This window comes from Corynebacterium callunae (genome assembly GCF_046592015.1).
GTDB lineage: Bacteria > Actinomycetota > Actinomycetes > Mycobacteriales > Mycobacteriaceae > Corynebacterium > Corynebacterium callunae_A.
Genome location: NZ_JAWVOB010000003.1, coordinates 78138 through 104379, shown reverse-complemented (window position 1 = coordinate 104379; position 26242 = coordinate 78138). Strand labels below are relative to the sequence as shown.

At 54.4% G+C, this 26242-nt stretch carries 24 protein-coding genes; 8 read left to right on the top strand and 16 right to left on the bottom strand.

Going from position 1 to position 26242, the window contains the following annotated elements:
* Positions 1–101: 101 nt before the first annotated feature.
* From SFC07_RS04960 to SFC07_RS04950, 3 genes are read right to left on the bottom strand one after another with little or no spacing between them, the layout of a single operon-like run.
* The gene (locus SFC07_RS04960) at positions 102–857 is read right to left on the bottom strand and encodes a type 1 glutamine amidotransferase (protein WP_411207128.1); all 756 of its coding nucleotides are present in this window, start codon (positions 855–857) and stop codon (positions 102–104) included.
* Entirely contained in the window at positions 857–2128 is a 1272-nt protein-coding gene (locus tag SFC07_RS04955; protein WP_411207127.1) for a MurT ligase domain-containing protein, read from the bottom strand. The genes SFC07_RS04960 and SFC07_RS04955 overlap by 1 nt, the downstream gene beginning before the upstream one ends.
* Positions 2129–2178: 50 nt before the next feature.
* The gene (locus SFC07_RS04950) at positions 2179–3315 is read right to left on the bottom strand and encodes a DNA polymerase III subunit epsilon (protein WP_411207126.1); all 1137 of its coding nucleotides are present in this window, start codon (positions 3313–3315) and stop codon (positions 2179–2181) included.
* A gap of 382 nt (positions 3316–3697) precedes the next feature.
* Between SFC07_RS04950 and SFC07_RS04945 the strand changes: the two genes are divergently transcribed.
* A complete protein-coding gene (locus tag SFC07_RS04945) occupies positions 3698–4513 on the top strand; it encodes a pilin N-terminal domain-containing protein (protein ID WP_411207125.1) in 816 nt (271 codons plus the stop codon).
* 71 nt (positions 4514–4584) lie between these two features.
* Here SFC07_RS04945 and leuA read toward each other — a convergent pair whose 3' ends face one another.
* The gene (gene leuA, locus SFC07_RS04940; protein ID WP_411207124.1) at positions 4585–6435 is read right to left on the bottom strand and encodes a 2-isopropylmalate synthase; all 1851 of its coding nucleotides are present in this window, start codon (positions 6433–6435) and stop codon (positions 4585–4587) included.
* 225 nt (positions 6436–6660) lie between these two features.
* A complete protein-coding gene (locus SFC07_RS04935; RefSeq protein ID WP_411207123.1) occupies positions 6661–7533 on the bottom strand; it encodes a DMT family transporter in 873 nt (290 codons plus the stop codon).
* Positions 7534–8106: 573 nt separating this feature from the next.
* On the opposite strand from SFC07_RS04935, the gene SFC07_RS04930 reads away from it, so the two are divergent.
* Both SFC07_RS04930 and SFC07_RS04925 read left to right on the top strand, forming a co-directional pair.
* The gene (locus tag SFC07_RS04930; protein WP_411207122.1) at positions 8107–9372 is read left to right on the top strand and encodes an aspartate kinase; all 1266 of its coding nucleotides are present in this window, start codon (positions 8107–8109) and stop codon (positions 9370–9372) included.
* A 29-nt stretch (positions 9373–9401) separates the two neighbouring features.
* Entirely contained in the window at positions 9402–10433 is a 1032-nt protein-coding gene (locus SFC07_RS04925) for an aspartate-semialdehyde dehydrogenase (protein ID WP_411207121.1), read from the top strand.
* A gap of 49 nt (positions 10434–10482) precedes the next feature.
* Here the strand turns inward: SFC07_RS04925 and SFC07_RS04920 are convergent, their stop codons facing one another.
* The gene (locus SFC07_RS04920; protein WP_411207120.1) at positions 10483–11055 is read right to left on the bottom strand and encodes an RNA polymerase sigma factor; all 573 of its coding nucleotides are present in this window, start codon (positions 11053–11055) and stop codon (positions 10483–10485) included.
* A 203-nt stretch (positions 11056–11258) separates the two neighbouring features.
* On the opposite strand from SFC07_RS04920, the gene SFC07_RS04915 reads away from it, so the two are divergent.
* Positions 11259–12812: a catalase gene (locus SFC07_RS04915; protein ID WP_411207119.1), complete on the top strand. Its 1554-nt coding sequence runs from the start codon at positions 11259–11261 to the stop codon at positions 12810–12812.
* A 645-nt stretch (positions 12813–13457) separates the two neighbouring features.
* Here SFC07_RS04915 and SFC07_RS04910 read toward each other — a convergent pair.
* Positions 13458–13805 carry an ArsR/SmtB family transcription factor gene (locus tag SFC07_RS04910; protein ID WP_411207118.1) on the bottom strand — a complete coding sequence of 116 codons (348 nt, stop codon included), beginning with the start codon at positions 13803–13805 and terminating at the stop codon, positions 13458–13460.
* 169 nt (positions 13806–13974) lie between these two features.
* On the opposite strand from SFC07_RS04910, the gene arsB reads away from it, so the two are divergent.
* From arsB to SFC07_RS04895, 3 genes are read left to right on the top strand one after another with little or no spacing between them, the layout of a single operon-like run.
* Positions 13975–14979, top strand: a complete 1005-nt coding sequence (gene arsB, locus SFC07_RS04905; protein WP_411207270.1) for an ACR3 family arsenite efflux transporter — start codon at positions 13975–13977, stop codon at positions 14977–14979.
* A 42-nt stretch (positions 14980–15021) separates the two neighbouring features.
* Positions 15022–15441 (top strand): low molecular weight phosphatase family protein, encoded by a 420-nt coding sequence (locus SFC07_RS04900; protein ID WP_411207117.1) that lies wholly within the window; start codon positions 15022–15024, stop codon positions 15439–15441.
* 24 nt (positions 15442–15465) lie between these two features.
* On the top strand, positions 15466–16110 hold the full coding sequence (locus tag SFC07_RS04895; RefSeq protein WP_411207116.1) for an arsenate reductase ArsC: 645 nt from the start codon (positions 15466–15468) through the stop codon (positions 16108–16110).
* 57 nt (positions 16111–16167) lie between these two features.
* Here the strand turns inward: SFC07_RS04895 and SFC07_RS04890 are convergent, their stop codons facing one another.
* Genes SFC07_RS04890 through SFC07_RS04865 form a run of 6 tightly spaced genes read right to left on the bottom strand, consistent with a single transcriptional unit; the run spans position 16168 to position 22021 of the window.
* Entirely contained in the window at positions 16168–16485 is a 318-nt protein-coding gene (locus tag SFC07_RS04890; RefSeq protein WP_411207115.1) for a Na+/H+ antiporter subunit G, read from the bottom strand.
* Positions 16486–16487: 2 nt separating this feature from the next.
* Positions 16488–16760, bottom strand: a complete 273-nt coding sequence (locus SFC07_RS04885) for a cation:proton antiporter (RefSeq protein ID WP_411207114.1) — start codon at positions 16758–16760, stop codon at positions 16488–16490.
* A gap of 1 nt (position 16761) precedes the next feature.
* The gene (locus SFC07_RS04880; RefSeq protein ID WP_411207113.1) at positions 16762–17217 is read right to left on the bottom strand and encodes a monovalent cation/H+ antiporter subunit E; all 456 of its coding nucleotides are present in this window, start codon (positions 17215–17217) and stop codon (positions 16762–16764) included.
* Positions 17217–18749 carry a monovalent cation/H+ antiporter subunit D family protein gene (locus SFC07_RS04875; protein ID WP_411207112.1) on the bottom strand — a complete coding sequence of 511 codons (1533 nt, stop codon included), beginning with the start codon at positions 18747–18749 and terminating at the stop codon, positions 17217–17219. Before SFC07_RS04875 ends, SFC07_RS04880 begins: the two co-directional genes overlap by 1 nt.
* A complete protein-coding gene (locus tag SFC07_RS04870) occupies positions 18750–19133 on the bottom strand; it encodes a cation:proton antiporter subunit C (protein WP_411207111.1) in 384 nt (127 codons plus the stop codon).
* Positions 19130–22021, bottom strand: coding sequence for a DUF4040 family protein (locus SFC07_RS04865; protein WP_411207110.1), 2892 nt, complete (start codon positions 22019–22021; stop codon positions 19130–19132). Before SFC07_RS04865 ends, SFC07_RS04870 begins: the two co-directional genes overlap by 4 nt.
* A gap of 188 nt (positions 22022–22209) precedes the next feature.
* Here SFC07_RS04865 and SFC07_RS04860 point away from each other — a divergent pair, with 188 nt between their 5' ends.
* On the top strand, positions 22210–23646 hold the full coding sequence (locus tag SFC07_RS04860) for a YhgE/Pip domain-containing protein (RefSeq protein ID WP_411207109.1): 1437 nt from the start codon (positions 22210–22212) through the stop codon (positions 23644–23646).
* Here the strand turns inward: SFC07_RS04860 and SFC07_RS04855 are convergent.
* Genes SFC07_RS04855 through SFC07_RS04845 form a run of 3 tightly spaced genes read right to left on the bottom strand, consistent with a single transcriptional unit; the run spans position 23643 to position 26242 of the window.
* Entirely contained in the window at positions 23643–24305 is a 663-nt protein-coding gene (locus SFC07_RS04855) for a response regulator transcription factor (protein ID WP_411207108.1), read from the bottom strand. The genes SFC07_RS04860 and SFC07_RS04855 overlap by 4 nt on opposite strands.
* A 2-nt stretch (positions 24306–24307) precedes the next feature.
* Entirely contained in the window at positions 24308–25801 is a 1494-nt protein-coding gene (locus SFC07_RS04850; protein ID WP_411207107.1) for a sensor histidine kinase, read from the bottom strand.
* A gap of 6 nt (positions 25802–25807) precedes the next feature.
* Entirely contained in the window at positions 25808–26242 is a 435-nt protein-coding gene (locus SFC07_RS04845; RefSeq protein ID WP_411207106.1) for a hypothetical protein, read from the bottom strand.

Genomic DNA, 26242 nt, shown 5'->3' with positions numbered 1-26242 from the left:
GAGAAAACTTCGAATTCGCGGACTCGAAAGGACCCAAAATCCCTCGAATTCACCACTCTTTTCGAGTGCGTGAAATCGAGGGATTTAATTGGTGGGGGAGTTTAGCCCACGAGGCGTTCGGCGCGGAGGCGATCAACCACATCGATATCGAGAGGTTCCAGATCCTTTAGCGCGATACCCATTGCCTTGGCCAAAAGCAGGTCAGCCAATTGTGGATTGCGGGCAAATGCGGGACCGTGCATATAGGTGGCGATAACACTGCCCTGAACTGCGCCTTCGGCAAATTGTTGACGCTCGGCATCGGCAACATCGGAGGTGCTCCACACATCGCAGTTGCCCTCGCCTCGAACAACCTGCCCCAGTGGCTCGGCATCGGGGCCCAGCAGGGTGGCGCCCATGTGGTTTTCAAAGCCGGTGAGTTTCTCGGTGAGCTCAGCGGTGAATCCGGCGCGGGTGGGGTTGGATTCCAGCTCGCCGATGGCGCGTTTTTGCAGGGAGACGGTGGTGGCATCGATTAGCCCCAAGCCATCGATAACACGGCCGGCAGCGCGGAAGGACTCGCCCAAAACCTGCATACCAGCACAAACAGCAAAGATAGGGCGGCCAGCAGCAGCTGCGGTTTGAAGTCCATCATGCTTGGCTAGGTGCTCGGTGGCCAGGATTTGGGCGGTATCTTCGCCGCCGCCCAGGCAATAAATATCTAGGGTTCCAGGCACTGCATCATCGAGGGTGATGCGCTTGATTTCGGCGTTGATACCGCGCATGCGTGCACGTTGTCGTAGGACTAGGGCGTTTCCATCATCGCCGTAGGTGCCAAGGACATCGGGGAGAACCAGGCCGATGGTGAGGGAAGTCATTAGTTTTCAGTCCCTTTCTCCAGAGCCTTCTTCAGGTCTCGGAAAGCTGTGTAATTGGCAAGCACCTCAACGCGACCGGGTGGGCAGGCGCGAATGGCATCAACTGGATCGGAAATAAGTTCATGGGTGATCTCGGCGTAGGTGAGGCGTACAGCCAGGTCGGTGCCACGTTCGCCAGAGGCTTTGACCTCGAGGTTTTCAAAATCTTCGAAGTGGACATCCCAGAGCCAGGAGAGATCTTCACCGTCTGCAACTTGGCCATTTACTGCAATGACCAGGCCTTCGGCAGTGCGATCAACCATGGAGAGAGCTTCTTGCCAGCCGGCTGGATTCTTGGCCAGAAGCAGGTGCACTTGGTGTTCACCGACAGTAATGGTGGAGTAGCGGCCAGCCACATTGTCCACGGCATTGACGGCTTCCAGGGCTTTTTCCACCGGAATATCAAAAACAGTGGCTGCTGCAATAGCTTGGGCGGCGTTGCCGCGGTTGGCTTGGCCAGGGAGGTTCAAATCTAGGGTGAGATCGCCAAAAGGAGAGTGCAACTGATCTCCCTCCACCTGCCAGGTGGGGGTGGGTCGCGCAAAGGTCCGGCCGTCGAGAAGCGGTTTGGCGGCGTGCCAGTGTTCGCCCTCGTGGATGATGCGGGATTCGGTGCGTGGGCAGGTGACGGATTCGCCCTGCCAGCCGGTGCCGGCGCTGACCCAAATGACATTTTTGGCGTCATAGGCCACGGAGGTGACAAGCACGTCATCGCAGTTGGCGATAACGGTCATCTCGGGGCGGGAATGGACAGCTTCGCGCAGCACTCGCTCAATTTTGTTGATTTCGCCGACGCGGTCCAGCTGGTCGCGTGAGAGGTTGAGTAGCACCAAGGCCTGGGGCTTGAGGCGCTCAATGGCAGCGGGAACGTGCAGCTCATCAACCTCGAGGACAACGTGGGAGGCATCACGCGTGGCAAGCAGTGCAGAAATAATGCCAGCGTCCATATTGTCGCCACCCTCATTGGTGGCCACGGTGTGAGAGCTGCGGATAGCGGCGGCCAGCATGCGGGTGGTGGTGGACTTGCCGTTGGTGCCGGTGACCAGCACGGTGGGGCGGTCATTGATAAGCGTTGCCATGATGTTTGGATCAACTGCATTAGCAACGAGCCCGCCGATCATGCCACCCGAGCCACGACCGGTTGCCTTTGAGGCGGAAGTGGCCACTTTAGCAGCGGTTATGGCTACACCGCTGCGCAGGCGGCGAAGGGGAGCTGGGAGAGAAAGCTTCATGGAAAACGAGTCTAGTTAAAAGCCCAAGCACTGCGTCATATCGACGCGACTTAAGCCGACTCTGCAGGAAGCTTTTCCCCTTCTTTCACACGTTCCACAGCTGCCATGAAGGCCACATCTGAGAGCAATGGAATCCCTTTGCGCTGGGCATGCATGGCTTTGCCATCAATATCACGAGTCTGATTACACACCACTACAGAGGTCTGGCGGGTGAGTTTTTCAGAATAGGCCAGATTGGAATCCACGCAGGCTTGAATGATGATATCGGGATCCATCTCAATTTCCGGAGCTACTACTACCTCCATGCCCTCAATTAAGGACTTGCCCGGCTCATAAACTCCCGGATTCACAAAACTGGGCGCGGCCTCCTGCGCCTGCACCCGAATCGCAGTACGCTGCAAACCAAATTTATCCGGGCGCAACTGTGCAGGCTCAATCTCCGCCAAGGGACCAGATTCCACCAAGGCCGCATAAAGATCGCCCACCAAAATGGTTTCCTCGCGACATAACTCCTGGTGTGGGGTCTGCGCGCGCTCCACCGACGCCGTTGCCGGTTGCGCCCTCAAACCAAGCGTATAAGCAACCCCACGGATGCGGACATCGTCAAGGGTGATGCCCTGCCGACGTGCAGACGCGAGCGTATCGACGAGCACCAGCGGCCGTGGGATATGGCCAACCCTTTGCCGGCGACGTCCGCGACCCCCGCGGCGATTGCCGCGGGCATTACTGCGATTGGCGCGAGCTGCATCATTCATCGCACGCTTGGCTTCGGCCACAATAAAACCCCAGGTCCGGGCAGCGTTGTGGAGTAGCAAGGTGCGACCATCGATTAAGCGATCCAGGCTTTTGAGGATCTGCCCAAATTTCTTAGCGCTGCCAAATTCTTCTGGGGTGACCCCGTGTAGATGAAAGGGACCGGGATCGGAATTGGAATTAAGCACGGCGTGGAAGGTCTCTACCGGCTCAAAGTCGGGTGAAAGCGTGACTAAATCCATAGTGATAAGCCTCGAGGTGGAGGGGTGGATACCACTGGACTGGATGCTTAAAGCGACAAAAGGAGCAGCCTCGATTGCCTCTTGGCGGGCCTGTTCTTGTGCTGCGCGCCGGGCTTGTTCCTGCTCGGACTTTTCATCAAGGGTTTCTGAAGTTTGATCATTGATTGTTTCAGGAGCCCCAGTTGCGTTCATTCCTAAGAGTCTAGTTGTTCAAGTCTGCTCTCACTAAAGGATGGCAAATTGATGTGAAAATGGCCTAAAAGTTATCAAATTTGGGCTGTTTTGTTGTTCGGTTTGCGAACTAAGTTTCGTGAGAAACTAACGCTTAGTGGGGGTAGGGAATTATTTACCCAAGAGTACTTTATCTTAACCCTGGCTTTGTGCGGGATAAGAAATTTAAGGATTCCTTAAAGGGAAAATAGAGGTTAGAGGATATGGGATTAAAATGGCAATGGTGGATGTACGCATTTGCAGCTGCTGCATTGCTTACGGTGATCCTCTTAGGCGTGTGGGTTTCCTGGAGGCTGAAAAAGTTTAAGGCACGAGCACTACCTGAAGCTTCGGAGGAATAGTCATGAACCGGAAAAGTAGTCGCGCACTCCGCGGACTAGGCATTTTGACAATAACGGCCGCATTAACATTTGGAGCGCCCACCGCAGTAGTTGATGCTCGCACCGTATTCGGCGTGATTAAGACTCAAGTGGTTACAGATATTAATGCCAATCAAACGGTGAATTTGACGGTTATTAAAACCGCTGAAAACCCATTTGATGAGGAGGTGAAACCCGAAGACGTCGTGGTATCAGGGATTACCTTTACGATTATGCGACTTTCCGGGGTTGATCTGACCACTGAAAGTGGATGGGCCACCGCGAGGGATATTAGTATTGCCCAAGCTCAAGCGCATGAGTACTCAGGCACCTATAGTGCTGTTACAAATGCCGAAGGTGAAGTTACTTTTAATAATCTGCCCATCGGCTTGTACCTGGTTCATGAAACGCCATTGACTACTCCAGGGCCGGAAGATCTGCAGATTGTGGACTTCTTGATTACGTTGCCAACTGGCGATAATGACGGTCTGAACTGGGATTATGATGTTCAGGTCAATTCCAAGAGTGAAGCCGCATTGCCTGCCACCCCAACTAAGCCAACCACTCCGAACTCGACAATAACGAGACCCTCGAGTACAACTACGCGCACCCAGTCCGCACTGCCACAGGTACCGACCTCTCCCGCGCCGACCCAAATTGCCCTTGCTCAGACGCCGACTAGGGAAGCCGGTCAGCAGGGCTTGGCATCCACGGGTGCAAATGTGCTCGGAATGTTGGGTTTTGCACTGTTATTAATAGGAGTCGGATTCTTTTTAGTAATGCGATCCCGTAAGCACTAAAAGCTTGGCACCAAGCGCAAGACCGGCCTGCCACGGTAGCCCGTGGCAGGCCGGCGTCGATAAGCAGCTTTTTAAACGCCGCCAGCCAACACGGCCTCGTGGTTGATGTCCAGGGCACGGTTGACCGCGGAGGTCACAGCGCGCAGGGAAGCGTAGGTGATGGAACCGGCAATGCCGACGCCCCATACCTTGCGACCATTGACCTCGGCCAAGACATATGCAGCGGCCTCGGCGTCATCACCTGAAGTACGCGCATGCTGGCTGTACTCCTGGATTTCGACGTCGATATCCAGCTTCTCCAGCGCATTTGCATACGCCGCCAGTGGGCCATTGCCCTTACCCTCAACGGTCACGTCCTTACCGTTGTGGACGAGCTCAGCCACGATGGTGGCATCGCCCTTATCGGAATCAGCATTTTCGACGCGCAGCGCGATCTGCTCAACCGGTGCGGTGCGATCCAGGTACTCAGTGGCGAAAATATCCCACATAGCCTTGGAATTGACCTCGCCGCCCTCGGCATCGGTGACATTTTGCACCACGGAGGAGAACTCAACCTGCATGGAGCGAGGCATCTGCAGACCGTGATCGGTCTTCATGATGTAAGCAACGCCACCCTTGCCGGACTGGGAGTTCACACGAATAACAGCCTCGTAGTCGCGACCGACATCCTTAGGATCGATGGGCAGATAAGGAACCTCCCACTGGGTGCCCTGCAGCTCTTCCCAGGTAACCTCGGTGGAGTTCGCGCCGGGCTTAACCTTGGCAGCCATAGCGTCCAAGCCCTTGTTCACGGCATCTTGGTGGGAACCAGAGAAAGCGGTGAAGACCAGGTCTCCGCCATATGGGTGGCGCTCAGGAACGCGCAGCTGGTTGCAGTACTCAACGGTGCTGCGGATTTGGCGGATATCGCTGAAGTCCAGCTGAGGATCAACGCCCTGGGTAGCCATATTCAGGGCCAAGGTAACCAGGCAGACGTTGCCGGTGCGCTCGCCGTTGCCGAAGAGGCAGCCTTCGATGCGGTCGGCGCCTGCCATATAACCCAGCTCAGCTGCTGCAACGCCGGTGCCACGGTCATTGTGTGGGTGCAGGGACAAGATGATGGAATCGCGACGGTTGAGGTTGCGGTGCATCCACTCGATGGAGTCTGCATACACATTTGGAGTGGTCATTTCCACGGTGGAAGGCAGGTTGATGATTATTGGGTTTTCTGGAGTTGGATCCATAACCTCAACAACTGCGTCAATAACTTCCTTGGCGTAGGCAACTTCGGTGCCGGTGTAGGACTCAGGGGAGTACTCCCAGCGCCAGTTGGTGTCAGGGTAATCAACTGCGATGGACTTGATCAGCTCGGCTGCATCGGTGGCCAGCTTCTTAACCTGCTCCTTGTCCATGCGGAACACCACATTGCGCTGCAGGATAGAGGTGGAGTTGTAGAAGTGCACGATGACGTTCTTGGCACCTTCACAAGCCTCGAAAGTGCGGCGAATCAGGTGCTCGCGAGCCTGCACCAGAACCTGAATGGTGACGTCATCAGGGATCATGTTCTTTTCAATGATTTCTCGGACGAAGTCAAAGTCAGTCTGGGAAGCGGAAGGGAAACCAACTTCAATTTCCTTGAAACCCATCTGCACCAGCAGCTCAAACATACGACGCTTGCGCTCTGGAGACATTGGATCGATCAGGGCCTGGTTGCCATCGCGCAGGTCAACAGCACACCACTGAGGTGCAACGGTGATCTTCTTGTCTGGCCAGGTGCGGTCTGGCAGCGAGATTTCTTCAACCTCTACCTCAAATGGCATATAGCGCTCAAATGGCATTGCGGAGCCGCGCTGCTTATTCCATGAGGCTTGGCCTTCATTGCGAGGGCCGTTTGGGGTTTGAATCTTGGCGGGTGCGGAAATAAAAGCGTCATTAGGAGACATTGTTTAAACCTTCTTTTATAGCTTGGGTGGGTTTCACGACCGGCAACACCAAACTCCGCGACGGGGTGCCGGCCGTGTTAAGACCTCTGGGACCCGCCGCGGCGAAGAAGTAGTAGATTCGCACGCGAAGACATGTGATGCAGCATACCTCACACTTGTTAGTTTTGTGCGGAAATTACCCTAAAAGTGGTGGGGGCTGGCTGAGATCTGCCTAGAATTTTCTACTTAATCTTGGGGATTTTCCAGCGTTGGAGTGCCCGGCCTTGATAGCGCAATGGTGGAAATAATCATGGCAATAAGCGCTGCGCCCATGATGATCCAAGCCCAGTCCACAACTTGGAATTTTTCCCCAAGCACCAAATATCCCAGCGCAAAGGCCACAATTGGTTCCGCGATGGTCATCGCTGGCAGGGACTTTTGCAACTCTCCGCCATTAAAAGAATATTGCTGAACGACAGTTCCCAAGGTGGCTGTAATGATAAGGGCATAAACCTCCCAATTTAGAAGCAGCCCGTTGATTCCTTGGTGAATGAAAATATCCACTGTTGCCTTGGATAGCACTGCCACGTATCCAAAAAGTGCACCAGTAACAAGGCCTAAAATAAGTGCCTTATCTTTGGTGAAAACATGCTGGGCCAGCAGCCACATCACGCCCATAATTCCGAAGCCAACAGCCAAGGCTGGAATCCATCGTTCCAAAGGGGGATGGGGATTACCGGCTAGTGGGCGTCCCAAAATCACCATGACGGCGACGGCAATAGTAAGCAGGGCTGCCCAAGAAATCTCAGTCTTTTTAAGCCGATAGCCATTAAAACGAGCAGATAAGGGCAGCGTAAACATGAGGGAAAGTACCAACACTGGTTGCACGACCAGAAGCGTGCCAAAACCTAAAGCCACTGTTTGCAGGAAATAGGCAAACATTGCCGTAGACATGCCCGCCCACCACATGGGTGTCATGAGGGCATTAAGTAAAGGAGAGCTCCGCATGGAGCCGTCCTGAGGGGTTCGAACTGCAATCCGGTGCCGGACAACTGTTCCCCACGCGATGGTTAGAGCCGAGGCCAATGCGAAGAGCACGGCGAGCAGATTGCTTTGCACCTTTAACAGGGTAGTGGAGAGTTGCAGAGGGTGTGTAGTTAGCGGTGCCTTGGATACAGGTGGCAGCACCGGTGGCGGCGCGGTAGATGGCGCTGCAAAAGGCGCGGTAGCTGGCATGGGCGAAATGGGTGGCCGGATGGGATTAGACCCAAAATTGGTGGTTACCAATCACTGCAGTTTCGGTGGCAGGCAGATGAGAGGGGAGCCTGTGCCTGGCGTGGGCATGGCCGCGCCGAGGAGATGCTGGGGCCACCGGGTCGAATGGCCGAGGAGACACCGGGCTGAACGGCCGAGGAGACGCCGGGTCGAGCGGCCGAGGAGACGCCGGGTCGAGCGGCCGAGGAGACGCCGGGTCGAGCGGCCGAGGAGACGCCGGGCTAAACAACAGAGCAGTAGCCGAACAAGGGGCCACTGACCTGCTAACTGCTTTCGCAAAAGCGATAAAACAACTTATAAATAAAGGAGTAAGTAAAGATCGAGGAATAAAAGCGATCATTCGGCTAGGTAGCTTACATAGATGTAGGTAGAGTAATCGACGTAACTGTCAGCAGGTAGATCGAAAGGTGCACAAAGGTGGCCCTGGTCGTACAGAAATATGGCGGTTCCTCGCTTGAGAGTGCGGAACGCATCCGAAACGTTGCTGAACGGATCGTTGCCACCAAGAAGGCTGGAAATGATGTTGTGGTTGTGTGCTCAGCAATGGGTGACACCACAGATGAACTTCTAGACCTCGCAGCAGCGGTGAACCCCGTTCCACCAGCACGTGAGATGGATATGCTGCTCACTGCCGGTGAGCGCATTTCCAATGCTTTGGTGGCAATGGCCATTGAATCATTGGGAGCCCAGGCGCAGTCTTTTACCGGATCCCAGGCTGGTGTACTTACCACGGAGCGCCATGGCAATGCCCGCATTGTTGATGTCACTCCAGGACGTGTTCGCGAAGCTCTGGATGAGGGTAAAATCTGCATCGTTGCAGGATTCCAGGGTGTTAATAAGGAAACCCGCGATGTCACCACCCTTGGTCGTGGCGGATCAGATACCACCGCAGTAGCTTTGGCAGCAGCGCTCAAAGCCGATGTTTGTGAGATCTATTCCGACGTTGATGGTGTTTACACCGCAGATCCTCGCATCGTTTCCAATGCCAAGAAGTTGGAAAAGCTTTCTTTTGAGGAAATGTTGGAACTAGCTGCTGTCGGCTCCAAGATTTTGGTGCTGCGCAGTGTTGAATACGCCCGTGCATTTAATGTGCCACTGCGCGTACGCTCGTCATATAGCAATGATCCCGGCACTCTAATCGCCGGCTCGATGGAGGATATTCCTGTGGAAGAAGCAGTCCTTACTGGTGTAGCAACTGACAAGTCCGAGGCTAAGGTCACTGTGCTGGGTATTCCAGACCAGCCTGGCCAGGCCGCAAAGGTGTTCCGTGCCTTGGCTGATGCAGAGATCAACATTGATATGGTCCTGCAAAATGTTTCCTCTTTGGAGCATGGCACCACTGACATCACCTTCACCTGCCCTCGTGCAGATGGCCCCCGCGCCGTGGAGCTGCTGAAGAAGCTGCAGGTTGAAGGCAACTGGACCAATGTGCTTTATGACGATCAGGTGGGCAAGGTTTCCCTGGTTGGCGCTGGTATGAAGTCTCACCCAGGCGTGACCGCAGAGTTCATGGAAGCTATGCGCGATGTCAACGTCAACGTTGAGCTCATCTCCACCTCTGAGATTCGCATTTCTGTCCTGATCCGCGAAGATGATCTAGACAAGTCCGCTAAGGCTCTGCACGATAGATTCCAGCTCGGTGGCGATGAAGAAGCCATCGTTTATGCAGGCACCGGACGCTAAAACCCTTAATTTAGGAGCAGTTTTTTAAAATGACCACCATCGCAGTTGTTGGTGCAACCGGCCAGGTCGGCCAGGTTATGCGCACTCTTCTTGAAGAGCGCAATTTCCCCGCAGATACCGTTCGCTTTTTTGCCTCCCCTCGTTCCGCTGGCCGCACGCTCAGCTTCCGTGGCGAGGACATTGAGGTAGAGGATGTCACTCAGGCAACTGAGGAATCCCTCAAGGGAATTGATATCGCACTATTTTCTGCAGGTGGCACCGCTTCTAAGCAGTATGCTCCGATCTTCGCTGCAGCTGGCGCAACCGTAGTGGATAATTCCTCTGCATGGCGCAAGGATGACGAGGTTCCCCTGATCGTTTCTGAGGTTAACCCAGGCGATAAGGAAAACCTGGTCAAGGGCATTATTGCGAACCCTAACTGCACCACCATGGCAGCAATGCCAGTACTCAAGCCACTGCACGATGCAGCTGGTCTGCAGAAGCTGCATGTTTCTTCCTACCAGGCTGTTTCCGGTTCCGGCCTGGCTGGCGTGGAGACCTTGGCAAAGCAGGTTTCTGCCGTGGGCGACCACAACGTGGAGTTCGTCCACAACGGCCAGGCTGCTGACGCTGGCGATCTTGGCCCTTACGTAGCGCCAATCGCCTACAACGTGCTGCCATTCGCCGGCAACCTCGTTGATGACGGCACCTTCGAAACCGACGAAGAGCAGAAGCTGCGCAATGAATCCCGCAAGATCCTGGGCATTCCAGACCTCAAGGTTGCAGGCACCTGCGTGCGTGTGCCGGTTTTCACCGGCCACACCCTCACCATTCACGCAGAGTTCGAGCAACCACTCACCGTAGCGCAGGCACAGGAATTGCTGGCTTCCGCACCTGGTGTAAAGCTTGTCGACGTTCCAACGCCCCTTGCAGCAGCTGGAATTGACGAATCCCTAGTCGGACGTATCCGCCAGGATGCCACTGTTGATGACAACCGCGGCCTGGTCCTCGTTGTCTCTGGTGACAACCTGCGTAAGGGTGCTGCTCTCAACACCATTCAGATCGCTGAGTTGCTGGTCTAAAGCACAAAACTAATTGCCTCATCTTTGAAGATGGGGCAATTTTTTATGCCTAATTGGCGGCTGCTTCGTCTTCTACGCTGGGATTTTTAGTGGCAGCAATAAGGTCTGCGCGGGCACGAGCTACGCGGGAACGGATAGTTCCAACGCGAACATCGGCGATTTTTGCTGATTCTTCATAGCTATAGCCCAGTACCTGGGTAAGGATCAGCGCCTCACGCCGTTCCGCCGGGAGCGCGTCGATAAGCGTTTTAAGGTCAATCCACTCGGACCAGATGGTCGAGCTGCTGCCGTAAGTGGCACCACTGTCCTCATATTCCACGATGGACTTGCGCGGGCGGGCCATATCGTGGCGAATATTGTCCACCCACACGCGACGAGCCAGCGAGAGTAGCCAGGTGCGTGCTGAGGAGCGCGCGGCGAAGCGGGGGAGTGCGCTCATGACTCTGAGGAAGGTTTCTTGGGTGAGGTCATCGGCAATTTGCTGGCCGCCGAGGTGGGCCAAAAGGCGCCATACATCATCTTGGGTTTCGCGAATAAATTCCGTGAGTGCAGCGCGATCACCACGTCCAGCCGCGAGGGCTAGGTCGGTGACATAGGCGTCATTGCGCTCTTTGGACTTCACAATGGCTTAGGTTACCAGTCTTATTTCAGCAGTTGTAAATTGCCAAAAATTTCCGTTCTCTACCTATGCGGGGGTGACCATTTGCATATTAGCTGGCAATTCCTAAGGGGAATGCTTTATCCGTGGCGCCAGGTGACATTATGCGCTAGGCTATTAATCAAACTCAATCCATAGGTTCCTCACATTAACGGAAGGAAAAGCTTTTGTCTGAAAAGTCAGCAGCCGACCAGATCCTTGACCGTGGCATGCGTGCCAAGGTCTCCGGAAACACCACCCGCCACAACGGCGCACCAGTTCCATCAGAGAACATCTCAGTAACCGCAGGTCCTCAGGGTCCAAACATCCTCAATGACATTCACCTCATTGAGAAGCTTGCACACTTTAACCGCGAGAACGTTCCTGAGCGTATTCCTCACGCAAAGGGCCACGGCGCTTTTGGTGAGCTGCACATCACCGAGGACGTTTCCGAGTACACCAAGGCAGATCTGTTCCAGCCGGGCAAGGTCACCCCAATGGCTGTACGTTTCTCCACCGTTGCTGGTGAGCAGGGTTCCCCTGACACCTGGCGCGATGTTCACGGCTTTGCACTTCGCTTCTACACCGAAGAGGGCAACTACGACATCGTTGGTAACAACACCCCAACCTTCTTCCTGCGCGATGGCATGAAGTTCCCTGACTTCATCCACTCCCAGAAGCGTCTGAACAAGAACGGTCTGCGCGATGCAGATATGCAGTGGGATTTCTGGACCCGTACCCCAGAGTCTGCACACCAGGTGACCTACCTCATGGGTGACCGCGGTACCCCTAAGACCTCCCGCCACCAGGACGGCTTCGGCTCCCACACCTTCCAGTGGATCAACGCTGAGGGCAAGCCAGTTTGGGTTAAGTACCACTTCAAGACCCGCCAGGGTTGGGATTGCTTCACCGATGCAGAGGCTGCAAAGGTTGCCGGCGAGAACGCTGACTACCAGCGCGAAGACCTCTACAACGCAATCGAGAACGGCGACTACCCAATCTGGGACGTCAAGGTTCAGATCATGCCTTTCGAGGATGCAGAGAACTACCGCTGGAACCCATTCGACCTGACCAAGACCTGGTCCCAGAAGGATTACCCACTGATCCCAGTCGGTTACTTCATCCTGAACCGCAACCCACGCAACTTCTTTGCTCAGATCGAGCAGATCGCTCTTGATCCAGGAAACATCGTTCCAGGTATCGGCCTGTCCCCAGACCGTATGCTCATGGCTCGTGCATTTGCATACGCTGACCAGCAGCGTTACCGCATCGGCGCAAACTACCGCGACCTGCCAGTGAACCGCCCACTTAACGGTGTCAACACCTACAGCCGCGAAGGTGCAATGCAGTACGTCTTCGACGCTGAGGGCGAGCCATCCTACAGCCCTAACCGCTACGACAAGGGCGCTGGCTACCTGGACAATGGAGAGAACTCCTCCTCCAACCACACCACCTACGGCCAGGCTCAGGACATCTTCGTGAACCCGGACCCACACGGCACCGACCTCACTCGCGCAGCTTATGTTAAGCACCGCGACGATGATGACTTCATGCAGGCTGGCATCCTTTACCGCGAGGTTCTGGATGACGCCGCAAAGGAGCGCTTGGCAGACAACATCTCCAACGCTATGCAGGGCATCTCTGATGCAACTGAGCCACGCGTTTACGAGTACTGGAACAACGTAGATGCAAACCTTGGCGCTCGCGTTAAGGAGCTCTACCTGCAGAAGAAGGGCGCATAGCCTTCTAGCAGTTCCCTAAAAAATGCTCTCCCTACGGGGAGAGCATTTTTGCGTTTAGAGGGGGATTTGATTCTTATGACGACTACTGGAATCCGCCCCAGTTGTATAGAGAAAACCCCGTTTCCAATGAGCTGACCTTGTTGCAGTGGGTTAAGGTTCGTTTTCCTCTTCTTTCCTAAGGCTGAAAAAGCAGCATAAAGCTCCAATTGCGAGAATGAAAGGCGCAAGAAGGATCTCTTCGAAAGAATTATTCAGCCAAAAGATGAATATCAATAATGCGCACCCAATAGCGAGAATCCCACAAACTAAGCCAACTACTTTATTTAATGGCATCTAAGAATCGCTCCATTCCAGGTAGGGTTCCGAGCCCTATCCATTTAAACAGGGATTGGTCAGCTCTGAAGTGGGGCGTCGGGAGGTGAGCAGCATCCCGTAAAATGGCCTGGAAAAGCGGAATTTGTGCGATGAAACTGCAGTTTTGGAGCCGCCAGAAGAGCAGGAGCCCGCAAAAAATGCTTCAAAATTGAAATTTTGCGGAATTCTGCTCGCGGTGCTGTAACCGGTGCTGGCCGAAAAGAACTGCAGCCCCGCCACGAGGAGCCACAACCAACGCCAACCCGGACCTACCCGAAACTTCTTTCCTAATTAACCAATCTGCAGTACAGTACGCAGCTCGCCAAAAAGCTCGGGGCGAACTTTATGCAAGACGGTGCGGCCTTCAGGGATGCGTTCCAAGAGGCCAGCTTCGGTCATCTTCTTCAAATGGTGTGAGATTGTAGGCTGCGAAAGTCCCATCATCTCGGTAAGTTCATTCACGCTTACAGGGCCACATCCGCCAGTTGCCAGGTTGGAAAGAATCTTAAGACGCACTGGTTCTGCCAACACTTTAAAGAGGGCAGCGTAGCGTTCGGAATCTTCATTATCAAGAGGACCAGTGCCAAGGGAACAACATGCTGAGAGGTCAGTTAGGGGGAGGATGCGTGCAGTGGTCATGTATTCCACTATATATTGACAGTACTCAGCGCTGGAAGTAACGTTCATATAGACGAACATCAATACTTTGAAAGGTGGCGCAAACCCCGTGCCCACAAAAACCACCTCAGCCAAACCCGTCCAACTATCATTCCTGGATCGTTTGCTTCCACTGTGGATTATCTTGGCAATGGCCCTAGGTCTGCTGCTGGGCAAATTCACTCCCGCACTTGGCACCGCGCTTAGTGCCATGGAAGTTGGGGGAATTTCACTTCCTATCGCGCTTGGTCTCCTGGTCATGATGTACCCGCCTCTGGCTAAGGTTCGCTATGACAAAACCAAAGAAATCGCTGCTGACCGCCGATTGATGACAGTCTCGATTATCCTCAACTGGATCGTCGGACCGCTTTTAATGTTTGCATTGGCCTGGCTCTTCTTGCCAGATCAGCCGGAACTACGCACTGGCCTTATTATCGTGGGCCTAGCTCGCTGTATCGCTATGGTTTTGGTGTGGAGTGATCTCTCCTGTGCAGATAGGGAAGCCACTGCAGTTTTGGTAGCAATTAACTCAGTTTTCCAAATCCTCATGTTTGGCGTACTCGGTTGGTTCTACCTGCAGATTCTGCCTTCTTGGCTTGGCCTGGAAACAACTTCGGTGGAATTTTCCTTCATCTCCATCGTCACCTCAGTGCTGGTATTCCTTGGCATCCCACTCTTGGCAGGCGTGCTCTCCCGCATTATCGGCGAGCGCACCAAGGGCCGTACTTGGTATGAAAACAAGTACCTACCTGCTATTTCTCCGCTCGCACTGGTAGGCCTGCTTTATACCATCGTGCTGCTCTTTGCCCTCCAAGGCGATCAGATCACCTCTCAGCCATTTACCGTGGCTAAGGTTGCAGTTCCACTCTTCTTGTACTTCGTCATCATGTTCTTTATTGCGCTGACTACCTCCAAACTCAGCGGTATGGGATATGCGCAGTCCGCGTCGGTGTCTTTCACTGCCACCGGCAATAACTTTGAGCTGGCAATTGCCGTGGCAATTGGTACTTTCGGGGCTACCTCCCAGCAGGCGCTTGCAGGAACTATCGGGCCTTTGATTGAGGTTCCCGTGCTGGTCGGCTTGGTTTATGTCATGCTGTGGCTAGGGCCAAAACTGTTCCCTCAGGATCCCACCCTGCCCCCAGCTCGAAACTAAAGCCTTCAAAACCCAACAAAACACCAATAAAAGGAAATAAAAATGTCTGAAAAACCATCAGTTCTCTTCGTTTGCGTCGGCAATGGCGGCAAGTCTCAGATGGCTGCGGCACTGGCTGAAAAGCATGTCGGTTCCAAGCTTGAAATCCACTCTGCAGGCACCAAGCCAGGCACCAAGTTGAACCAGCAGTCCATTGAGGTCATCGCAGAGTCCGGTGCAGACATGTCTCAGGGCACGCCAAAGGCCATTGATCCAGACCTGCTTAAGCGCGTTGATCGCGTGGTCATTCTAGGCGCCGATGCTCAGCTAGAAATGCCGGAAGATGCTCAAGGCACTTTGGAGCGTTGGGTTACCGATGAGCCTTCTGAGCGTGGTATTGAGGGCCTTGAGCGTATGCGTCTGGTTCGCGATGATATCGAAAACCGTGTCGTAGATCTGCTAGAAGAACTAAAGTTGGCCTAGTTCACTAACTTAGAAAGGGCTGAAATGTCCACCACGGCGGAAATCCCAGAATCCCAAGAATCACAAATCAAGCTGCTCAATCGAGTGGTTGAAGAGTTAAACAAGAAGTACGAAGGCATATTTTCAGCAGAGACAATTGAGCGTTATGTCTTTGAGTCTTATACTGCCTTAGCTCGCACCGCCAAGATTCGTACCCACCTGCCATTGCTCGCAGAGCATTTCGCTACCGATCGTTTGGAAGCTCTGCGCCACGCCGGCGATGAGATCAAAGACTCCTTGCCACAGGTGTTGTTTGTGTGCACCCGCAACGTTGGACGCTCCCAAATCGCCTCCGCGCTGCTTAAGCACTATGCAGGTGGAGAGGTTCATGTGCGTTCCGCTGGCATTTTGCCAGATGCTGAAGTCCATCCCGTTGTGTTGGATGTGTTGGCAGAACGCGGAATTGATATCGGCAAGGCCTATCCAAAGCCACTTACCGATGATGTCGTCCGCGCCTCGGATTATGTGGTCAACTTAGGTTGCGATGGCGCCTACCCAATGTACCCAGGCAAGCACTACCTTGATTGGGATTTGATGGATCCGGGCGATGAATCCCCAGAGCGCGTGCGCGCAGTGGTGGATGAAATTGATGTCCACATCCGCGAATTATGGGCAGAAATGTCCAAATAACAACCACGCTTTTCGACGAAAAGACTCAGCCTGTAGCACTTGCAGGCTGAGTCTTTTTTAATAGCGTCGGTTATCTACGACCGTCACGCCATAGATGGTGCGTCCCATATAGAAGGAGGCAACCGAGGCAACCACCCACACTCCGATAATCGCAATGATGGCGCGGACGAAGTTATTGGGATCAAAACCCTCGGTGGACCAACTGCGGATCAACATGGCCACGATGAGCAGGGGAATTACAACGCCCACGGTAGGACCCAGCAGGTTTGCCCGGGTCAAAGGATCCGGTGCTCGCCACAGCGCAATTGCGGTACCAAGGGAAAAGAAACCGGCGATGATGATGAGGATGGAGATAATGATCTCTGGAATAGTCATTTCTACCTGCGTCCCTTCGAGATAATGCGGGCCATGGACAGCGTTGGCAAAACACCACCCAAAATTGCTGCAAGCAGTGCAATTTCATAGGCGATGGACGTGGGATTATTAAGCACCCAAATGAGGTAAATGGCGATCATGGAATAGAAGATCATATCCGACAAGATCGCGCGGGTGAGGAAGTCACGAGTATGCAAAATCAGCACCAAAGTGGATAACAAAGCAAGAAAAATCATGCCGATGCCAATGGCGCAAACAATTTCAAAGGCGGTCATCTTAGAACTCCCTCTTATCGCGGCTTAGGGTGTTTTTGGCGGTATCAGCAATTTCATGGCTAGGCCATTCAGCATCACCGGGGCGAATCTCCTTATGTGGGCCTTGGCCGGGAACACCGTGATCAATGTCCTTAACATGCGGAGCCATGCGTTCTTCCATATCGGCAATGGATTCAAAAACAGCTACTGGATCGGCTCCAAAAACAGCTTGCACCAGCAAAATGGTGGGATCTCCTGGAGTGCGAGGTGCACGCAATCCAATGGAAAGCGTTGCCGGGGTCATGGTGATGCAGGTAGATAATGCTGCAATCTGAAAATCAGTGGTCACACGCAAGGGATAGCGGATAACCACCGGGTGAAAGCCAGTGTCTTTTTTCACTGTAGCCTTCACCACATCAAAGCCTGCGATAAAGATTTGGCCAATCAGCCAGGGAATGAACTTGAGGGTATGCAACATTATTTACCTCCCTGATAGCTAGGGCTGGGAACAGCGATGGCATCATCGCCGAGAACGGCCTGCTGGTAGGCGCCTGTATCCAATAATCCCGCGGTGGCCGTACGGGTTGCGTCGATAAGCGGTCCTGCAAAGAGGAACATGCCTACGGACAGCACCATAAGCGCGGCAGCTGGTGCTAGTTTGGCTACGCTGACGCGTAGCTGCGGGGAGACGCCGCGTTGATTCATGGAACCGCCCCAGAAAACTTGGCGCCATACGCGGATCATGGATAGGAGGGCGCCCATGCTAGCGATGATAATTGCGGCGATGACCAGCCAGGCTGCGATATTGCCCACGCGGGCGACCTCTACGATGATCAGCGCTTTGCCCCACATGCCAGAAAATGGGGGGAAGCCAACCACTGAGAAGGCGCCGGCGGCAAAGACGGCAGCCACCAGTGGATCACGCCGGGCCAGGCCAGAAAGTTTGGACAGCAGGCCAGTACCATAGGTTTCTTCGATGGCGCCAGAAGTCAAGATCAGCGCGCCAACGGTGATCATATGGTGCAGGGTGTAGAGCAGACCGGCGGCGAGGGCGCGCTGTGGATCTCCGCTGGTAAAAGCCAGCATCACCAGGATAAATGGCATGCCGTTGACCATTTGGTAGGCCAGCACCCGGCGGATGGAGTTTTCCCCAAGTCCAGCAAAACCGCCGATAATCATCGATACCACCATGAAAGCGATGATCAGCCAGTTCCAGGTGGGATCGAGAGCAAAAATATGCACGTAGATGCGGTACAGCATGTACACCGCAACCTTGGTATGCAATCCAGAGAACAAGCCCATTACCGCAGCTGAGGTGCCGGGGTAGGTACGTGGCAACCAGGTATGAACTGGGAAAATGCCAGCCTTGACGGCAATCGCAATGACCACAATGCCCATGGCTGTAGCTGCCAATGGATTACCGGCCACCACGCCCTGCAAAGCCGCAATATTTACTGAGCCAAGCACGCCATAAACGATGGTGACGGCTGTGACCAGGAGGGTAGAGGCGGAAAGATTAACCAGCACAAAGATGCGTCCTGAAGCCAAACGCGCCCAGGTGCCGGTCATGGCGATGAGACCATAGGAGGGCAGCAGCATGACCTCGATAAACACAAAGAAGTTAAAGAGGTCGGCGGTAAGCAATGCACCATTTACGCCGGTAATCAGCATGAGGGTGAGTGCCGGATAAAAACGCGCCCGGGTTTCACCCACCACAGTGGCAAACCAGTTAGCTGCCACGGCCACGATTGAGGTGGTGATAATCATGATGGCGCTAAAAGCATCAGCGGCAAAAGGAATTGCGACGCCACCTACATAAAGGCCAATGGAGTGTGCGATGGTGCCATGGGTGGCGGTATAGGAAAAGAGCCAAATACCGGCAAAAACTCCGAGCAGCGGAACCACAATATGCAGGAAATCCCGGGCCCGCTGCCACGGCAAAAGTACGGCAATGGCCGAGGCAGTAAGGGGAACAGCAACAAAGATTGGAAGCAGCACGTCGATAGCCATTTATTTCTCTCCCGCCTTCTCTTCGGTGCTGTTAACGGATCGGGCAGCGGTGGTCAGTGGGGACTGATCATCATCGGGCTCGATGGAGCGGGTGTCATCGCTGCGTCCCAATGCAGCCAGCGTCAACATAATGGCGGTGGTGGCCATGGCGATAACGATGGCGGTTAGCACAAAGGCTTGCGGAACGGGATCGGCTGCATCGGCTAAAGCAGTGCGGTCGGGGAAAGCCTCACCGCGCCAGGCGGGCACACCGGCATACAAAATGGTGAGGTTGGCTGCGTGGCCGATTAGTGACATACCAAAAACAATGCGCACCATACCGCGTTGTTGGATGAGGTAAACGCCACCGCCAAAAAGGATGGCTATGCTCAGCGCGAGAATCATCGAGTTGCCTCCTTTTCAGGGGTAGCTGGGTTCATTGGAGCGGGGTAATCTTCATCGCCTTCAGGTTCTGGTTCCACCAAAGGCGTATCGGGAAGTGGTCCATTCACGCGGGCATAGTCCAGATCGTGAATATCGGTGCCTGGGCGCAGATATCCGCCCAAGCCATTAATTGCCATGGAGACCATACCCAGCACTGCAAGGTAAACGCCGAGGTCAAAGATCATCGAGGTGGTCCAGTGCTCACCGGCGAAGTTGAAGTGGATGGGGTAGAGGAAGGAATCGTGGGTAAGTCCCAGGACACCAGAGAAGACCGCGGTGAGAATACCCAGGCCAGTGAGGATAAAAGGTATATTCTCCTTAAAAATCTGTTCATCGCGAGGCTTGGAGAAGTAGAGGAACATCAACGCGCCACCGGCGATCAGCGCTGCAATGAAGCCACCACCGGGGTTGTTGTGGCCGCGCATAAACACCATGAAGCTGAGGAAACACAGCGCTGGAACCAGCACCTTGAGCAGAACTCGCAAAGGAATGGAGTTGAGCTGGGACTGCCCAAAGGGGCGTGGGTGGGTGCCCTTGGGGAAAGGATGGCGTGGCATGGAGGAGACCACGGCAGCAATAACAATGGCGGCCATACCCAAGACGGAAAGCTCGCCCAAGGTATCAAAGGCACGGAATTCCACCAGGATGGTATTCACCACATTGGAACCGGAGGTAATTTCTGGGCCTTGCTGCAGGTACCACATCGCCAGCTCGGAACGATCATGGCGGCCGAGCAAGCCCCACACTGCCATGAAAGCGGCAAAACCGGCCATCAAAGAAACCAGGACGGCACTGCGGCGACGGCTGTGCTTCATGCGGTTGAATTTATTGGGCTGGTGGCGGATCACCATCATGATGATCACGGTAACCAAAGCTTCCACCAGGAACTGCGTCAGCGCGACGTCAGGTGCACCCAGCAGCAACATTTGGAAGGACACACCCACACCAACAGCGCCCAAAAGCACGGCAGCACTCAGGCGGTTGCGGGTGCTTATTAGGCCGGCAACAGAAAGCAAGATGATGGCAAAAGGAATGAGATCAATCCAGTGATCAATGCCCGGAGTCTTAGGCGCAAGCTGAACGGCTGGATGGAGAGTGGCAAAAACAGCCAGTGAGAAAAGCAGAACAATGAGGCTCACCAGGTGACGGCGCGGGCTCATGGAATCAGCCATCTTGCCCATCCAGCGTCCGAAGCGAGTCAAACGGTAGGTCATCATGGACAAGGTGTCATTGCCGGTGGCAATAGGGAAGGGGTTCTTTTCCGCCAGCGCCCACAAAGGCTTGCGGAAAATAAGGCCCACAAATCCAACGGCCAGCACACCCATGGAGATTAAGAAAGGAGTGTTAACTCCATGCCATAAAGCCAGGTGTAATTCGGTTGCTTCCCCCGCTGCGGCGGTGGCCGCTGCGGACAGGGGCTCGTCGAAAAGCGTTAAAAAGAGAACCGCTGGCAGGGATAGCAGGCCAGGCAGCGCGGCGGGAAGCCACAGGGCAATAGGTGCTTCGCGGACGTGGTCGAGTTCGCGGGGGCCGTCGACAAAGGCACCGAGTACAAATTTTGCGGAATAGGTGAAGGTCAGCAGCGCGCCGACGGCTGCTGCACAGAGCAAAACCACCACATAGGAATTACCAATGGGGGCTTCTAGGAAGGCAGTGATCATTCCTTCTTTGGAGACAAATCCCAAAAATGGTGGCACAGCTGCCATGGATAGGGCGCCGACCAACACGGAGGCAAAGGTAAAAGGCATTTGTTTGACCAAGGGGCCCAGGCGGCGGATATCGCGAGTGCCGGTTTGGTGGTCAATAACGCCAATGAGCATAAAGAGCGAGGACTTAAAGAGCGCGTGGCTCAGGGTATGAACCAGGGCTGCTGCCAGGGCAAAAGGCGTGCCCACACCGATGGTGGCCACAATCCAACCCAGGTGCGAGACCGTGGAATAAGCAGTGAGCTTTTTAAGGTCAGTTTTTTGGACTGCAAAGTAGGAGGACATGACCGCGGTGCCCATACCCACCACAATGAGCAGCCAATTCCATACCGCCACATCGTGGAAAACAAAACTAAATCGCAGCAGCAGGTACACACCGGCCTTGACCACCGCAGCTGCATGCAAAAACGCCGAAACTGGGGTAGCTGCAGCCATGGCCTCTGGCAACCAGAAGTGGAAGGGGAATTGTGCGGATTTAGTAAAGGCCGACACCGCAATAAGTACCGCAATAACACCGCTGAGCACTGGCTTCTCAGCCCAGAAAGCAGCGTGCAAAATGCTTTGCAGATTGGTGGAACCAGCTTGGATAGCAGCAATTGCCACTGCCGTTAGCAGGGTGAGGCCACCCAAAAAAGTAAGGATAAGGGTGCGGATGGAACCGGATTCACCGCCGGAACCAGCGCGCGCAATCAACATAAAGGATGCCAGCGACACCAGCTCCCAGCCGATAAAAAGCACCAACACATCATTGGCTAAAACCAACAGCAAAATGGCTGCGGTAAAGGCCGTCATGATGGTATAAAAACTGGTGTTACCCTGGCGTTTTGGCAGATACTGTGCGGAGTAAATAAAAACTACAGCGCCAATAATTAGGGCCAGCAGAGCAAAAAAGAGGCTTAGGGCATCGGCGCGCAGCGCAAACATGAGGTCGGTACCGCTGCCTAGGAAATCGCTAACCCAGGTAACTTCCCAGCTCAGGGCTTGGCCGTCCAATATGGGTTCGGCCTCGCGGATAAGCAGTACAGCCGCTGCTGCAAAAAGTGCTGCAAGTGGCCAACCGGCTTTCCGATCAAGCACGCGGACAGAAATTGGCGCAAAAACCACTGAGATCACAGCAAGCGCTACAACAAAAAGTAAGTTCATGCTTATCCCTAATTACCCATTACCTCCGCCGGCGCCTCAATTCTGCATAAAACAATGCTAAGAATGTGACGCAGGCGAACATCCAAAATTCTTAATGATCATCTTTCACGGTACTGGAGTGAATAGCCCAAAACACATTTCGGTGCGCCTACCGGATATTTTTCACAAGCTTCGCTAAATTGCATGCTATGACTCGCGCTGCGTCACCCTTCAAAGATCTCCTGGCTGCCCTGCTGCTTCTCATCCCCCTCATTGCAGGCACCATCTACGCCACCGTGGCCAACTTGGACGTCTCTCGGGCGTGGTCCGCCACCGAGGAAATCACCGGGGCACCGGCCGCAGCGCTCACCACAAATAACCAAGAACTTATCGACGCGCGCCGGGCCGCCGGGGAAGCGGGCGTCCAGGCGGGGTTCCTCACCTCAGGCACCGGCCAATTGGTGGAAGGCACCCAGCAGCTTGTCGACGGCGCGAAGCCGCTGGGGGAAGGCGTGACTGCCGCGGCTCACGGTGCACAGCAGCTACACGAAGGATTAGTGCAGCTCCAGGCCGGAACCGGACAAATGGGAACTGGTGCCACCGAAATCGCCGATGGCGTAGCCGGTGCCGTGGAACAACTAAATGGTCTAATGATCGTGCAGCAGCAACTCCTCACCGCGATGTCCACTGCTGACGCTGAACTTGCTAAAAGTCCCGTTCCTGAGGCCAAAGATCTGCGTACCCAATTGGCAGGGCTGCGCACCCAGGTGGAAAACTTCGGTATTTCCGTAGAAACCACCGATAAACTTAATGATCTGCGCACCGGTACTCGCGATCTAGCCAACCAACTTTCGGTGCCAGGATATGGCTTCCACGACGGCATATATGAAGCCACCAATGGTGCCGCTGATTTGGCAGCAGGCTTGGCAGACCTAGAAAAAGGCGTGGATGATGCGGTTGCTGGTTTCCAAACCCTTGATGATGGCGCCAACCAGCTTGATTCCATGGCCAACCTCACTGCTGAAAAAACCGATGCAGTGCAGCGCGCCCTGCCAGTTCCACAGGTGCCAACCGGGGCAGCTGCTGCTTCTGAAGAAGAACGAAGCACCGCTCTAGCTCCCATGTATGCCTTCCTTATCTCTGCTCTTGTGATGCTCGCTGGTGCGGCCTTGGGCTGGGCTACCTTCAAAAACCGCCTGCTCTTTGCCTTTGTCTTGCTGGGAATTACAGCTATTGGCGGCATTATTTTGTTCACCGTGGCCTTGGGAATGTCGGCTGTGGCGTTGGCCGGTGCCCTTGCTATTTTGCTGCTGGCAACAATTGTGGCGGCGCTCATTACCCGCGTACTCATTAACTTCTTTGGCACTACCGCAGCGATTATCACCGCCATTGTGGGTTGGATTGCACAGATCGCAGTGACCGCCCATGTGTGGAGCGTGACCGCCGTATCCGATATCTCAGTGCTATGGCGAGTAGTAGCAGGCCTTATGCCGTTGCACTATCCCACCTTCGCAGTAACCTCTATTGGTAACTCTGGTTCCCAGGCTGCGATTTGGATGGCAGTGGCAGTGCTGGCTGGTGTGGGAATCTTCGCGGGCATGATGATTCGGGCTACTGCTGCTGAGCCAGAGGTTGTAGAAGACTAAACCAGGCGATAGCCCGAGCCTCTAACAGTTTCCACATGATCCGCCCCAATCTTCTTACGCAGGGCACGAATATAAACATCTACCACATTGGATCCTGGATCCCAGTCCATATCCCATACGAGCCTTAAAAGCTGGGCGCGGGAGAGGATTTGCCCGGGATGGCGCATTAGAGTTTCCAAGAGATCAACCTCGCGCCGGGAGAGATCGCGCCAGGAGTCGTCGACAAGCACTTTTTGGGTACGTAAATCCAGCTCCAAGGCCCCGTGGCGTAGCACCCGCGCATCGGTGGGGGTGGGGGTGTGCGCGCTGAGGCGCAATTTGATGCGCGCGAGCAGCTCGGCAAATTGGAAAGGCTTGGGCATATAGTCATCGGCGCCGCCCTCGAGGGTACGCAGACGATCTTCAATATTGGTGCGCGCGCTCAGCACAATGATGGGCATGGTGACCTGCAGGGCTCTTAATTGTTCCAGCACGTCAGCGCCATCCATATGAGGCAGGCCGAGGTCCAAAACCATCAAATCAAAATTGCCTGAATGCGCGCGAGCAAAGGCTTGAGCACCGGAATCTGCTAGTTCACATTCGAAGCCCTCGCGTTTGAGGCCACGCATAATAAAATCTGCAATTCCGGGATCGTCTTCCGCGATGAGAATTTTGCTCATTTTCAGTCCTCTGTGGGTGCGTTGGTTGCTGTGTTGTTTGCTGTGTTGGCAGGTGCCGGGATTTCTAGGCCAAATATGGAACCCAGTCCGGGGGTCGAATTAACAAAGGCCGTGCCACCATGGGCTTGGGCAATAGCTTGGACAATAGATAAGCCCAGGCCAGCGCCTGAATGTCGGGAAGTTTTAGCACCGGCGGGCCGGGTGCCACGGGAAAAGCGATTAAATAGTGCTTCCTGCTCTTCTGCTTCAATGCCGGGACCGGTATCGCGGACCCAGATTCTAAATACTCGCTCGGGGCCGACGCCACGGAAGTCTGAACCGAGGTCAACGGTGTGCTCGCTATATCTCAGTGCATTTCCATAAAGCTCAAGAATGGCTTCAGTAATGCGCTGCTCATCAAGGTTTACTAGACCTTCAGCTGCATCAACCAGGGAGATGCGATCACTAATGCTGCGCGCTTTATCCTCAATATCGATGGTGAGGTCAGTGACATCGGTGGGGGAGGGGTGAATAAATTCGCCTGAATCTGCCACCGCCAAGGTCAATAGATCATTCACCATGCGCGCCATGCGATCCAGCTCAGTGGTTGCTAATTCGATGGAGCGAGCCTGTTCCTCTGGAGTGGCGGAATCCATCAATTCAAGCTGCCCTCGGACCACTGTGATTGGCGTGCGCAACTCATGGCCGGCATCGTCAACAAATTGCCGCTGCTGCCTATATGCGGCCTCGATGCGATCAAGCATGGCGTTAAAAGTGCTGGCCAGCTGGGCGATTTCATCTCCGCCTTCTACTGGAACACGGCGCGTTAAATCAGAATCATTAATTTCCGAGGCAACTGCGCGGAGTTTGCGAATCGGCGCAATGATCTGACCGGCAATAATCCAGGCAATCAAAAAGGACGCTGCCAAACCGCCAATGCCAATAAAGACCAAGGTGCGGATATGGGAATCTACCTGTTCTTTTTGGGACTGCGCAAAATATGCAACCACAAAGACCCCGGCGGTAGCGCTGCCTTCACTACTAAAAGAGACCTTGCCCCAATGCGTCGTGCCGCGTTGGGGATCCTCAAACACACCAGAGCTGGCGGTGGAACCGATTATCTCCTGGATGAGTCCTTCAGAATGTTCCAAAGGCGGTGGATGCGCGCCATTAAGCTGCGAAAAATCCACCTGCATCAACTCGCCTGGGAAAATACCCAAAATAGCTTCATTTTCATCGGGTATTTGGCGGGAAAGATACACCTCAATAAGCCGATGTGAGGACTCAAAAGCCCGGGCAGAGGTGGGATCTGTGCCCTCGGCGCTAAATCGCCTAAACTCCTCAATTTCTTGCTCAACCGCAGCATTCGCAGTGGCAGTAGCCTCGCTCAGCAGCACTGAACGGGTAATGAGCACCACGCTGCTCAAGGTAAGAAAAACAACTGCCGTCATCCACAAAACAATCCGCCACCGGAGAGAGGCGGGTGTTTTATGAGGGGTGTTTTCGGGCGAAATCATAGGCGCTTAGTCATCGTCTCCATAGGCATCATCGTCGCCGTCACTGTCGTAGTCATCATCGGTGTCGTAACCGTCGTCCCAGTCATCGTCATAATACTGATAATTCAAGGGGACCTGCGGGACTGGCTGCGGCGCAGGCTGTGGAGCTTGCTGAGGTACCTGAGGTGCCGGGGGTGCGGAGCTTTCCTGTGGGTTTTGTGGCAATACGCCAGCCTGCTGGGGTGTGGTGGACTGTGGGTTTGTTGTCTGATCGGAAGTGGAGCTGGTGCTCGCCGGTGGGGTGTTGGAACTTGGTGGGGTGGGGCTGAGCGTGAGGGTTGCAGGTTCAGCATCCACATTGGGAACCGCAGAATTATTGGCCAGTGCGGTGCCGCCAATTGCGACAAGCACCAACAAGACCAAAATCGCCAGCAGCGGTGCAAAGCGGGGCAGGGATTTCAT